We start from the raw sequence: 13,858 nt of genomic DNA, 5'->3' as shown, positions 1-13,858 counted from the left end.
AAAAAGTGAGCCTGCTATCATTGTGTGCTGAGGTAGGTTTTTTTGCCTACTTCATTGACAAGATGAGCATATAACCATCTTTATGGCTATTTTTTATACAACTCAGATAATAAACGCAGCAAATGGCGTAAGACGTTAGGGTTATCGGAGTTTTTTTTAGTGCGTCAAATTACATTTTTTTTTGATGTGACAGATACAACCACTTCAATGTGGTGATACCAGCTGTATTTTTTAGATCTAACCATCTCACATACAGTTGGCTGATAAGTGTGGCCAGAAAGCACTCCTGCATTCCAACCGTGAGGTTGCAACCGTACATCAGACTTGGAGTCCGGCGCCATCAAAAAACAGATGTAACTAGCGTACTAATACAACGACAATAAATGAGTACAATATAATGAAAAGAATGTTGATTAACGCAACTCAGAAGGAAGAGTTGCGCGTCGCATTAGTTGATGGCCAAAAGCTATTTGATCTTGATATCGAAAGCCCTGGTCACGAATCTAAAAAAGCAAATATCTACAAAGGCCGCATCACACGCATCGAACCAAGTCTGGAAGCAGCGTTCGTTGACTATGGTGCTGAGCGTCACGGTTTCCTTCCTCTTAAAGAAGTTGCGAAAGATTACTTCCCTGCCAATTATTCTTACCAAGGTCGTCCTAATATCAAGGAAGTCCTAAAAGAAGGCCAAGAAGTTATCGTCCAAGTTGATAAAGAAGAACGTGGAAACAAAGGCGCAGCCCTTACTACTTTTATCTCTCTAGCAGGTAGTTACCTTGTTTTAATGCCTAACAACCCTCGTGCTGGCGGTATTTCTCGTCGTATCGAAGGTGAAGAGCGTACCCAACTTAAAGCTGCACTAAGCACATTAGACTTACCGCAAGGTATGGGTCTAATTGTACGTACAGCAGGCGTGGGTAAATCAGGTGAAGAGCTTGAGTGGGATTTAAACGTTCTACTAAACCATTGGAATGCTGTAAAAGAAGCAGCCGATTCACAATCAGCTCCGTTTCTTATCCACCAAGAAAGTAATGTGATTGCTCGTGCAATCCGCGATTATTTACGTCGTGACATCGGTGAAATTCTAATCGATAGCCCGAAAATTTTCGACCGCGCACGTGATCATATTAAATTAGTTCGTCCTGATTTCTTGTCTCGCGTTAAGCGTTACGAGGGTGAGGTTCCACTATTTAGCCACTACCAAATTGAAAGCCAAATTGACTCTGCGTTCCAGCGCGAAGTTCGTTTACCTTCAGGTGGCTCTGTTGTTATTGACCCAACAGAAGCATTAACGTCTATCGATATCAACTCTGCTCGTGCAACAAAGGGTGGCGATATTGAAGAAACAGCACTACAGACAAACTTAGAAGCTGCCGATGAAATTGCACGTCAATTACGTCTACGTGACTTAGGTGGTCTGGTTGTTATCGACTTTATTGATATGACACCTGTTCGCCACCAACGTGAAGTTGAAAACCGTTTACGTGAAGCTGTTCGTATGGATCGCGCACGTGTTCAAATCGGTCGAATCTCACGTTTCGGTCTACTTGAAATGTCTCGTCAACGTTTAAGCCCTTCTCTTGCAGAAGCGAGCCACCACGTTTGTCCTCGTTGTTCTGGCACTGGTGTTGTTCGTGATAATGAATCACTATCACTATCAATTCTACGACTAATCGAAGAAGAAGCACTAAAAGATAACAGCTCCCAAGTACTTGCTATTGTACCTGTACCTGTTGCCTCATACCTTCTCAACGAAAAGCGTCGTTCAGTTCAGCACATTGAAAAGTACCATGGTGTACGTGTTGTTATCGTTCCGAACTCTGATATGGAAACGCCGCACTTTGAAGTCCTGCGTATTCGTGAAGGTGAAGAGCAAGACACACTTTCCTACCATATACCTAAAACGTTAGAAGCGTTAAAAGAAGCTGAAGCAATTGAAGCACCACAACCTGAGCGCGTCATCAAAAAACGTGAAGAGCCAGTACTTCAAGGTTTCACTGCACCAAAACAACCAGCGCCTGTTGCAAAGCCTGCAACTAAGCCGACACCAAAAGTAACGGCTAAACCTGCTCCTGCATCAGCCAAGAAACCTGGTTTATTAAGCCGTTTCTTCTCTGTATTAGCTTCATTCTTCTCTGGTAGCCCTGAACAGCAACAAGAGAAACCAGCAGAAGCAAAAACAGAACAAAACAACAATCAAAATAATCGTCGCAACAACAATCGTCGCAACGATCGTTCTGACAACCGTCGTAATAACCGTGACAACAGTCGTGATAACAACCGTCGTAATAATCGACAAGATAACAACGATGTTGAGAACAATGACGAACGTCAAGAGCGTAATAACGAGCAACGCCAAAATCGTCGTCGCAATGACCGTAATGACAAAAACCGTCAACAGCAAAACGACAAGGCTGCAAAAGCTCCTCGCCAAAACCGTAATAACGATGAAGCGAAAGAGCAGAAGCGTCAGTCTCGTAAAGAAGAAATTCAAGCGCAAAAACAGCAACGTCAACAACAAGACGAGCAGTCAGCAAAAGCAACAACTGAAAAACCTGTTGATGCACAACGTGATAACGAAGAAAAAGCGGTAAAAGTGAAGCAACGTCGCCAGCGCCGTCAACTTCGTAAAAAAGTACGTATCACAGATAATGTTGAAGAATCAGTTAAACAACAAAATGTACCAGTTGATGCTGTCGAAAAAGTTGACACGGTTGAAACTGTTGTAGAGCAGACACCATCACCATTAATGGCATTGGGAACGAGCATTGCTAAAGAAGCACAAGACAAACCTGAAAAAACTCAGGGTGTGACTGACGAGCAAGCTGATAATGAAGAGCAGGAAGGCACTCAACGCCGTAATCGCCGTTCACCACGTCACTTACGTGCAAGTGGTCAGCGTCGTCGCCGTATGCGTGATACACGCGTAGAGAAATCTGACTTTGTTACCAATGAAGAAGCAAATGCTATTGAGCAGGCTGCTATTGATGCTGCTGATAGTATTAGCGAGATGGTCAATGTTGTTTCTATCGTTGAAAAGCCAAAAGCAATGCGTCCTACTTCAGGAGTTGCAATTCCTGAAATGGCAATGGGTAAAGTTTGGTCTCGTATCAAACCAGCCGTTGAAGCGCCTGTTGAGAAAAACATCACAGAAGAGAAAGTCGATGCTGCAGATGTGATTGATGAAGTTGAAACAAATGACATCATCATTAATGCACCAGTAGTAGAAGCTAAATCTGAAGTAGTTGCTGTTGAAACAACGACACTTTCTGGTGTTGCTATTCCTGAAATGGCGATGGGTAAAGTATTCCCACGCTTTACAGAAGAAGAAACAACAGTAGAAATAAAGTCTGAGCCTACTGAAGAGCAAGTGATCGAGCAACCTGTTATTGTTGAAGAAATAGCAGCTCCGGTAATCAAAACAGAAGAAACAGTTGAAATGAAATCACCTGTAACTTCAGTCGTTGATTTACCTGCTGTAGCAACGGCGGTAATGGCAACCTCACCTCGTGGTTTCCATGCTGCTTCTGCAATGACAAAAGCGCCAGCACCTGAAGAACATGTCTCAGGCTCTGTTGTTCAAGCGGCACCATTACGCGAGCGTACCAATACACGTGCAGCGGGTAGCCAAACAGCAACAAACAGTGCTGCTGCACCAATGACTAAACCCTCTTTTGACTAAAAGTTAAGTTTAGCAATGAAAAAGCCATGCTCTTGCATGGCTTTTTTATTATCTAATTATGAGTCAAAACCAGCGCACTTTATGTTTAATAATTACATGTGGCTCTAATTTTTTACTTGTAATCGGAGTAAATGCCGTTATTAGCCAACAAAAGTTGAAGCTAATTACAACTTTCTGTAGCATTCTGTTAACCAAAATGCGCTTTAAATACAGCAAATAATAGAAGAATCCTCAACTAACATGTTAGATTTTCCCCAAAAAACTCATCAATCCGTCAAGAACGACGTACTTTCAGGTTTAACCGTTGCACTTGCACTGGTACCTGAAGCCGTTGCTTTCGCATTCGTTGCTGGCGTTGACCCGATGGTTGGCTTATACGCAGCCTTCATTGTCGGTTTAATTACTGCCGTTTTCGGTGGTCGCCCAGGTATGATTTCTGGTGCTACAGGTGCAATGGCTGTTGTTATGGTTAGCCTTGTTGCCCAGCACGGTATTCAATATCTTTTTGCTGCCGTCATGCTTGCAGGTTTACTTCAGATCCTAGCGGGGGTGTTCCGTCTTGGTAAATTTATTCGAATGGTGCCTCACCCTGTCATGATCGGTTTTGTTAACGGTCTTGCGATTGTAATTTTCTTAGCTCAGTTAGGTCAGTTCAAAGTTCCAGCTCTTAATGGTGGCTTAGAATGGATGCACGGCACACAGCTTTACATCATGTTAGGCTTGGTTGCGTTAACCATGTTTATCATTCATTTTTTACCAAAACTAACTAAAGCAGTTCCCTCTTCACTTGTTGCCATTTTAACTGTTACAGCATTAGTTCATGTCTTAGGTTTAGACTCTCGCACTGTAGTCGATTTTGTTCGCACCATGAGTGGTGACGCAAATGCAACACTTGCAGGCTCTTTACCAACATTCGCTTTACCTGATGTTGGCTTTAACCTCGAGACCCTAAAAATTATTTTGCCTTACTCATTAATTCTTGCTGCGGTTGGTTTAATCGAATCATTACTAACGCTAACTGTGATTGATGAAATGACAAATACACGTGGTCATGGTAACCGTGAGTGTGTTGGTCAAGGTGTTGCAAACGTTACTTGTTCAGTATTCGGGGCGATGGGCGGTTGTGCCATGATTGGTCAGTCAATGATCAATATTAACTCAGGTGGTCGTGGTCGTTTATCCGGTATTACAGCTGCTATTGGTCTTCTACTGTTCATCTTATTCGGTTCATCATTTATTGAAATGATCCCGCTTGCTGCACTTGTTGGCGTAATGTTCATGGTTGTGATCGGGACGTTTGAATGGGCGAGCTTCAAAATGATGCGCAAAGTACCTAAGCACGATTTCTTTACCATTATCTTAGTAACAAGCGTTACGGTAATTGCAGATCTTGCAGTTGCAGTACTTGTTGGTGTTATTTACTCTGCTCTCGTATTCGCTTGGAATCATGCTAAAGAAATTTATGCCGCAAGCCACATCGATGATAATGGCGCAAAAGTTTACCAAGTAAATGGTCCACTTTTCTTTGGTTCAGTATCACATTTCCTTGAGTTATTTGATGCTCAAAATGACCCAAAAGAAGTGATTATTGATTTTGCTAAATCACGCGTTGCCGATCATTCCGCTATTGAAGCGATTGATACGATTGCAGAACGTTATGCTAATCGTAATAAAACCATTCATTTGCGTCACTTAAGTCCTGAGTGCAGTAAACTGCTGAAAAAAGCTGGTAGTCTGGTTGAAGTGAACGTTCTTGAAGATCCAACATATAAAGTTGCTTCTGACGTACTAGGCTAATAGATATGAACAAGCCCACTTAACAAGGTGGGCTTTTTTCTACCTGTAGATCATATTTTACGTTTGTTTTTCTCATTCCCGCTCCCCTTATGTCCTTTTTTCTGAAACAATCATTGTATTAAGTGATTAATATTTCAAACATTCGGCAAAGGATTCGCACAGTGTTTACCATTTATCCTGTAGATAAAGCTCAATCTATCCACATTAAAAAACGCATTGATAATAAAACGAAGCCCATTGGTGCGTTAGGCCAATTAGAACCACTTGCTGAACAGCTCGCTTTAATCCAGCAAAGCGATACACTGACCGTCGATAATCCTCATCTCCTTATTTTCGCGGCAGATCATGGCATTTCACAACATGGAATAAGTATTGCACCCGCAGAAGTCACTACCCAAATGGTCCATAATTTTTTAGCCGGCGGTGCAGCAGCGAACTGTTTTTGTCGTAGCAATAATATGGCACTTAAAATTGTTGATGCTGGGATTTTAGGCGATGTTGATGACCATCCAGATTTAATCAGGCAGCCATTAGGCAAAGGAACTCAAGATTTCACCACTCAGGATGCAATGTCGCTTGATACCGTACAACAAGCAATATCTGCAGGAGCGAGCGTTGTGGATTCGCTGTATCAATCAGGTACCAACCTTGTTGCTTTTGGGGAAATGGGGATAGGCAATACCAGTAGTGCTGCCGCGATTATGGCATTACTGCTAAATCTTCCTGCAGATGCGTGTACAGGGCATGGTACAGGTATTAATGACAGCCAATATCAAAAGAAATTAGCGCTTATTCGTCTTGCCTGTAAATATCACTATAGTGCCACAGGCGATCCGTTAAAAGTGTTATCCGCTGTTGGTGGGTTTGAAATTGCGCAAATCACAGGTGGTATTTTACAAGCAGCTGAAAACCGTATGATTGTATTGGTTGATGGCTTCATTGTAACGGCAGCAGCCTTACTGGCTGTTGCAATTAACCCGAACGTTATCGATTATCTTGTTTTCTGTCATCATTCAGAGGAAGCCGGACATCATCGTATGCTTCAACATCTTAATGCCTCACCATTACTTAACTTAGGCTTACGTTTAGGAGAAGGGACAGGTGCTGTATTAGCACTGCCGTTAATTAAAGCTGCATGTGCCTTTTACAATGATATGGCGAGTTTTGATGATGCAGGAGTTACTGTGTGAGTACCGAACACCAGAGCAAAGCATCACTAACGGAAAGTGGCTCTCGATATCAATGGCAACTTTTTTTAGTCGCATTAGCGTTTTTCACTCGTATTCCTATACCAAGCAGTACTCCATTTAGCACTGAGCGATTAAATCATGCCAATCGCTACTTTGGTGTTATTGGTCTTATTGTGGGAGCAATATGTAGCTTAGTATACCTACTATTTATTCTTCTTTTTCCCCCTACAATTGCGATTGGCATAGCAATAATTTCAGGTCTCTTAATCACGGGAGCTTTCCATGAAGATGGACTGGCTGATGTATTTGACGGCTTTGGTGGTGGTTGGACGATTGAATCAAAGCTCAATATAATGAAAGATTCTCGCCTAGGTACATATGGCGCTTCAGCACTAGTGATGGCATTAGGTTTAAAATGGATAACATTGGTCTCATTGGCTGATATAAACCTCTATCTCCCTATTTATGCCTTTATTGTGATTCATTGTATAAGCCGAGTCGCTGCAGCAAGTCTTATCTTCTCTTACCCTTATGTTCGCGCAGATCAGGACAGTAAGGTTAAACCTTTAGCCAATCAGCAATCTTTACTAGATATCGGGATATTACTAACAACAGGAGTATTAGTACTCTCAATATTACCGCTATCTCTCGCATTAAGTTGTCTTATAACAACCTTATTTGTTCGTCAAAGTTGTGGCTATTGGTTCAACCACCAACTCGGTGGTTATACCGGTGATTGTTTAGGAGCGACACAACAACTTGCAGAGATAACCGGATACCTGACATTATTAACCTTTGCGAGTCATTATCATTTTTAAGGATTTCAGATGACAGATACAACCAATAAGGATGATCGCCATAAAGCGCGCCAACAAAAATTAAAAGAGCAAGTTGATGCTCGTATTGATGCAGCCCAACAAGAGAAAGGACTGGTTCTGGTAATCACTGGCAATGGTAAAGGAAAATCTACTTCAGGTTTTGGCATGATTACGCGAGCAGTCGGTCATGGTCAGCACTGTGGTGTAGGACAATTTATAAAAGGTACATGGGATTGTGGTGAGCGTAATTTGCTAGCGCAACACGGTGTCAACTTTGCAGTAATGGCTACTGGGTTTACATGGGAAACCCAAAATAAAGAAGCCGATACAGCTGCTGCGAAAGAAACATGGCAACAATGTAAAGCAATGCTAGCTGATGATAGCTATGATGTTGTATTACTCGATGAGCTGACTTATATGATCACCTATGATTACATTGCGTTAGATGACGTAATTGAGGCTATAGAAAAGCGTCCTACGACACAGTCGGTGATCATTACAGGGCGAGCGGCACACCGACAATTACTCGAAATTGCCGATACTGTATCAGAAGTGCGTAATGTTAAGCATGCCTTTGAAAGCGGAATAAAAGCGCGAAAAGGGATTGATTGGTAAATGCGAATAAGCCATTAAAAGTAATAAACCTTACTTTTAATGGCTAAATAACCAACAACCAGTTAATTTTTTACATTTATTACTATCACAGAGTCTATAGCTTCATATAATAGCCGCATGCTTATCAGCCATTAATGCTATTTTTGGAGCAATTATGCCATCCCATTTACCAAAAGCGTTTAGCAAACCTTTTCTTAAAATATTTCATACCTTAGAAGCGATTCTTTTGGTTGGGATAACACTTTCTACCGTCGTTGCCATGTTTAATGAATTTATACATGTCATCGTAGAAAGAAATATTCTACTAACAGATATTCTTTTAATGTTCATCTATTTGGAAATATTAGCCATGGTTCAACAATTTGTTGTTAATGGTAAAATTCCAGTTCGTTATCCTATCTATATTGCAATAATGGCGATTGCCCGCTACATCACATTAGGTATGAAAGAGTTAGATGGCACTTTTATTATTTGGCTATCGTTAGCTGCATTTGTTTTAGCTGCAGCAACAGTACTTATTCGTATCGGTCATCATTACTGGCCGTATGAAACGCCAGAGGATCCAAGCAAAAAACAAGCTGATGACTAATCTGATTGATTTAAAAATCAAAAAAGGCACTCGATAGTGCCTTTTACTTTTTATCTTTAACTTTGACTAGCCGTTACCTGTGGGCATTCATTAATATGACAAAGATCGGCATTCACATCTTGGTTACCCAGCAAACGTAGCCATAAAGCTGGAAGGTGTTTCGGTTTCACCTTTTGTTCTTCTCTTTTAATCGGGGGGATTAATTGCCAATCTTTTTGAGATGCTCGTTTCGCAACCACAAATCGAAATGGTAGATACTCAATTAATCCCAATCGTAAGTCTGTGACTACTAATTGATTATCAATGATCTTGTATTGAATAAAATTATTTGAAAATTTCACAAGATCATTAACATGTTCTGAAGTTTGCTCCAGCGGCCAAGCTCCCCTCTCTCGCTGAGCCCATTGAATAGGATATTCATCGTTCTTCTTACTATCTAATAATGAAGAAAAACCCTCGTTATATTTATTGTCATCTAAAATAATGATCCGCCACAACACAGTATTAAACGGTGTTGGGCTAATAAACATCGGTTTATTGGCTAAAGGCGTATTTTTAACTTCATCATGGACGCGCTGATTTATTATGGAATGAGCCACGAAAGACCATACTAAATAGGAACTTGATATTAGTAATCCGATACCACATAACTTAGCCATTTTCTCCCGCCACATAAGGCTCGCAATCAGCATAACCAGTAGAGGTAAGGTATAAAGCGGATCAATAATAAAGATGCTGGATATTGCTACGCTGACATCTAAAGGCCAAAAAAGTTGAGTGCCATAAGTCGTAAACGAATCTAACAATGGATGGGTGATCAAGCACGCCGCAATCAGCAACCATAACCGACTAAATGATAATACGTTAGGTCGAAAAAGAGACCACAAAGCGGTGAGTAATAAAGAAAACGGTAGCAACACAAAAAGTGAATGGCTAAAACCACGATGTTTCACCATATCTGAAATAGGATCACCATAGCTAATAAATACATCCAGATCGGGGAGAGTACCTAACGCTGCTCCTGCTAATAACGTTTTCGGTTTACAGTGACGTCCAGCCACAATTGCTGCAACAGATGCGCCTAATGCTGCTTGCGTTATTGAATCCACATACACTCCTTTGTATTTCGTTATTTATTAATACGAAATTTTGTTGCCATTTCAACAAATAAACTACTAACATAGTACTCAGTTAACCATATCCAGACAAAATATTTACATTACTCGGTCAAATAAAATTCCCACCTTTTGTAGTATAAACGTCACTGATATAGACATGGATGTAGCTCGCATATCAAGCGTTGTAAGTCTATTTAGAGGTAATAATAATGAAAAAAAATTGTCCTTGCTGTCAGCAAAAAACTACCGTTCCTGCACTTAATCAAGAGGAGCTCTCTTTTAACTGCGAACATTGCAACGTTCCCCTTCAGCATAATGAAAATCAAGTGCTAGGTTACGCTATCGCATACATTGCAATTATTAGTATTATCTTACTCACTATTGGTATCAATGCCTTTATAACGATGACTATTTCTATCATTAGTTACGCGCTTATCCGTCATAAAATCATTGAACCTTTTATTGACATTGAATGTAATAAAATCAGTGAATTCCTAACGGATCTAGAACTTTCCGCACAAAAAAAAGGATGACATATTTTTGTCATCCCCCTTCTTTTCTAACATTGCTTATTATTCTTCAGCATCGCTTGCAGGTAATACCCTATGTTCATTCGCTGTCGCGATCCAAGCTGCACAAAATAGCGTCAGACGCGCAAAGAAATAGAAAAATGCCATCAAGCCTATAATTGAACCAAATGCTGCACCAGATGGTGAACTTGCCAGTTTAGGTAACATGAATGTCATGGCAAACTTAATTGCTTCAAAGCCTATTGCAGCAAGTAGTGTTCCTTTCATCAATGCCCAGCGATTAAAACGACGCTTAGGTAACATCCAAAAGATCCATAAAAACATAAGATAGTTAGCGCAGATCGATATCGTTAAAGCTGTAGTGGTAAGAACAGGGCGTAGCCAAGTAATACTTTCTAAACCTAGCGCATTAACAATCGTTGCTTGCGCAGAGCCAGCCACTGACGTTAGCACAACAGTAAAAATTAATGCGCCAACTAACCCAGTTAATGCGACAAAATCTTTCACATATTGCAGTAAAAAGTGCTCTTTATCTTCAGGTTTACGTTCCCATACATCACGGGTTTGTGCGCGAATGGCTTCACGTAAATTTCCCATCCAACTAATACCAGAATACAAAGCAATGGCTAAACCACTTAAACCGACGGTTGTACGCTGGCTAATTGCAATGTTAACGGTGTTTTTTAATGTCGTTGCTAAATTTGGATCAGTAACACCCTCTACTATTTTATCAATAATACTATTTAACAATGAGGCATTAGAGGCCAATATAAAACCTGCTGCTGCAAACAACACCATTAAAATGGGGATAAGAGATAAAAAAGAAAAATAAGTAATTGCAGCACCAAACTGACTCCCTAACCGATCATTAAAGCGATCGGCAGCGCGGATCAAGTGATCTATAGGAGGTAATGCTTTTATTTTATCGACCACAAAAGTAACAATCGTCATTACTTTTGACATCAAGGTAGTTTTTTCATCTGTCGACGTCGGTTTATCTATCATAATTCATCATCATGGCGTCATTCATTTATCAAGTAACAGTAATCACTGCTCACCTTCTTACTATAAAGTCGCCATTTACTTTTTAGTATCAAATACATATAAAATAGAAAAGGCTTGCCTTAATAAGCAAACCTTTTCAATAATAACGTGACCAATATAAAAATATTGTTAGTTAAACAAGCCTTTAAGCAATTGATCCGCTACATTTTTAATCTTTTCGTCTTTGGCTTTATCACCCAATAACTTTTCAAGACCTCGGTTTAGCTCTTTCTTGGCTTTCTGCTCTAATTCGCTATTTTGCTTAAAGAGGTTTTTTAAATCTAATTGGTATTTAGGCTGCTGCCATGTGCCTTTAATTCTAATAGGAACAGTAATACCTTTCAATTCATCTAACCCTTTGCCACTTGCTACAATAGCGGTATCGACAGAAAAGTTTAATGACTCATTATTTAAATTAGTCGTACCACTACCATTAATATCAAGTAATGGTGAAACTAGATGAAGATTATCAACCTTTGCTTGGCCTTGCCCTAATTGTAGTAATGCTGTTAAAGAAGAGAAATCTGTTTTCTTTTGCTTCTGATTATCTGTTAACTTCTCACCTTTTAAACGAGCTTTTGCAGAACGGATCATCTCCGATACATTCACACCATAAACAGCGCCGTCAGTTAGATTCACATTAATCGTACCTGTACTGTTATTTTTCAAATGTTGTGAAGATAAGCCTTTACCCGCAAGATTGACGAGAATATTTGCACGTCCAGCTAACTGCTTATTATTAGCAACATCTTCCAGTAATGGCTGGATTTCAACGCCTTTTATTTGATTATGGAATTGATAACTCGCTAAAGGTGTATTTACGTTCAATTGTGCTGATGCACTCAATGTGCCTTTATATAAATTTGCCGTAAACGAATTTAGCTTTGCAATCCCATTTTGAATGACAACCGACAGTTTCACATCAGACAAATGTGCCTGTGAAATAGTGAACTTTTTCGCCATTATCGTTCCGTCAACATCAATACCTTTTAATACTGAAAGATCCGGCTCTTGTATTGCTGGAGGAGTATTTGATGCCGATTGTGAAGATGTTTGTTGTGGCGTTGACGCAGCGATTTCGGTTGATGCGTTGTTTGCAGCTTGATCTGATGCTGCAGGCTTTTCAGATGAAGCCTGTCCGTGCTGCTTGTTAAGCCAGTTATCAACATTAATATTGTCGCTAGATAAATTAAAACGGATAACGGGAACATCACGGTTGATAAATGATACATCTCCCATTAACGCTAGTTCATCAGCATTCGCATTGAGTTTCGATAACGTCGCTGTTTTTGTCGTTAAATCATAACTAGCATTGGTTTTAATGTTTACTTGCATCTTAGGGCGAGGTAACACTTTGCCTGACAATGCATTATCTATTGATAAGTTTTCCAATGTCAGGATATTTCTATCAGACGACAATTTAAACTGGGTTTGCCCTTTAGTAACAAAAGCCAACTCAGGTAATTGACCATCTATATTAAGATTAACCGTTGCCCATTGACCATACTGAAAATGATCCAACGTCACTTGAGCATGTTTTATCTCTGTTTTTCCATCTTGGGCCGTCAGAGATAAATCTAGATTTTTTAATTCCGCTAATTGATATGCAGAAGACAAGTTCAACTCGGTACTGCCTTTAGCTGCAAATTTTAGCGCATTAGCACTGCCCGAAATATCAAATGTCGCTTTCGTCCATGTATTTGGTGTCAGTTTATCTAAGGTGAAATTCACCTTATTTAACGCAATATTCGATGCGGTTTTGTCATTAATAATATCAACACTAGCATTGATAAGTTCAACCCCTGCAAGAGATATTTTCCACGGCGGTGTCGTTACCTTTGATGCAGTTGACTTCTCATCCTGACCATTACTAACAGCATCTTTATTAGCTTTTGATGATGTAGAGCCATTCACTTCTTTGGTTGATGACTTTTCAGTTAAACCATCTAAATTACTACGACCATCTTTTAATGTTTGCACAAAAACATGCGCACCATCTAAACGAACTTTACCAATATCAAGCTCATGAGATAAAAGTGGTAATACTGAAACAGACAACTCAGCTTGTTTAAATTGAATCAGGTTTGGCTGAGCAAAGCCTTGGGGATTATTTAACGTTGTTTCCCCCACACTTAAACCTAATGTTGGGAAAAAACGCCAGTTTATATCGCCGCGAATATCCAACTCACGCCCTGTTTGCTTTTTTACTTGCTCTGCAATCACAGCTTTAAACTGATTGGGATTTACTAACGTGACAAGGGCTGTGATCCCTAGTACAACGACGATAATAATACCGATTAAAACATACAGTAATTTTTTCATACTACCCTCTTTCCATTGCACCCATTATCACGATGAGGAATCTGCATAAGAAATATAAACTATTAAAATATAAACTTAATATTATTAAGCTCTGCGTTATGACAATGATTTATAATGATAGTTTCGACCTTAAACATCATGGTAGTACTATCA

10 protein-coding genes are annotated in these 13,858 nt (G+C 40.0%); 7 read left to right on the top strand and 3 right to left on the bottom strand.

The genetic code is table 11. From position 1 onward, the window contains the following. Positions 1–397: 397 nt before the first annotated feature. From rne to BTO08_RS03090, 6 genes are all read left to right on the top strand, one after another. Positions 398–3,682 (top strand): ribonuclease E, encoded by a 3,285-nt coding sequence (gene rne, locus BTO08_RS03115; RefSeq protein ID WP_105059853.1) that lies wholly within the window; start codon positions 398–400, stop codon positions 3,680–3,682. Between the two features lie 240 nt (positions 3,683–3,922). After that, the gene (locus BTO08_RS03110) at positions 3,923–5,479 is read left to right on the top strand and encodes a SulP family inorganic anion transporter (RefSeq protein ID WP_105059852.1); all 1,557 of its coding nucleotides are present in this window, start codon (positions 3,923–3,925) and stop codon (positions 5,477–5,479) included. 161 nt (positions 5,480–5,640) lie between these two features. Further along, entirely contained in the window at positions 5,641–6,669 is a 1,029-nt protein-coding gene (gene cobT / locus BTO08_RS03105; RefSeq protein WP_105059851.1) for a nicotinate-nucleotide--dimethylbenzimidazole phosphoribosyltransferase, read from the top strand. After that, positions 6,666–7,487, top strand: coding sequence for an adenosylcobinamide-GDP ribazoletransferase (locus BTO08_RS03100; RefSeq protein ID WP_105059850.1), 822 nt, complete (start codon positions 6,666–6,668; stop codon positions 7,485–7,487). Before cobT ends, BTO08_RS03100 begins: the two co-directional genes overlap by 4 nt. Positions 7,488–7,496: 9 nt before the next feature. Further along, complete coding sequence (gene cobO / locus BTO08_RS03095) at positions 7,497–8,102, top strand: cob(I)yrinic acid a,c-diamide adenosyltransferase (protein ID WP_105059849.1); 606 nt, start codon at positions 7,497–7,499, stop codon at positions 8,100–8,102. Between the two features lie 154 nt (positions 8,103–8,256). Next, positions 8,257–8,691, top strand: coding sequence for a phosphate-starvation-inducible protein PsiE (locus BTO08_RS03090; protein ID WP_105059848.1), 435 nt, complete (start codon positions 8,257–8,259; stop codon positions 8,689–8,691). Positions 8,692–8,747: 56 nt separating this feature from the next. Here BTO08_RS03090 and BTO08_RS03085 read toward each other — a convergent pair whose 3' ends face one another. Further along, complete coding sequence (locus BTO08_RS03085) at positions 8,748–9,800, bottom strand: metal-dependent hydrolase (protein ID WP_105059847.1); 1,053 nt, start codon at positions 9,798–9,800, stop codon at positions 8,748–8,750. Between the two features lie 218 nt (positions 9,801–10,018). Here BTO08_RS03085 and BTO08_RS03080 point away from each other — a divergent pair, with 218 nt between their 5' ends. Next, positions 10,019–10,342 carry a hypothetical protein gene (locus BTO08_RS03080; RefSeq protein WP_105059846.1) on the top strand — a complete coding sequence of 108 codons (324 nt, stop codon included), beginning with the start codon at positions 10,019–10,021 and terminating at the stop codon, positions 10,340–10,342. A gap of 39 nt (positions 10,343–10,381) precedes the next feature. On the opposite strand, the gene yhjD is transcribed toward BTO08_RS03080, so the two are convergent. Together yhjD and BTO08_RS03070 are read right to left on the bottom strand one after the other, a co-directional pair. Then, positions 10,382–11,344: an inner membrane protein YhjD gene (gene yhjD / locus BTO08_RS03075; protein WP_105059845.1), complete on the bottom strand. Its 963-nt coding sequence runs from the start codon at positions 11,342–11,344 to the stop codon at positions 10,382–10,384. Between the two features lie 168 nt (positions 11,345–11,512). Further along, a complete protein-coding gene (locus BTO08_RS03070) occupies positions 11,513–13,705 on the bottom strand; it encodes an AsmA family protein (protein WP_105059844.1) in 2,193 nt (730 codons plus the stop codon). Positions 13,706–13,858 lie beyond the last annotated feature (153 nt).

The organism is Photobacterium angustum (genome assembly GCF_002954615.1).
Taxonomy (GTDB): Bacteria; Pseudomonadota; Gammaproteobacteria; order Enterobacterales; family Vibrionaceae; genus Photobacterium; species Photobacterium angustum_A.
The sequence above is the reverse complement of the archived record's forward strand: the minus strand, read 5'-3'. Positions and strand labels throughout refer to the sequence as shown.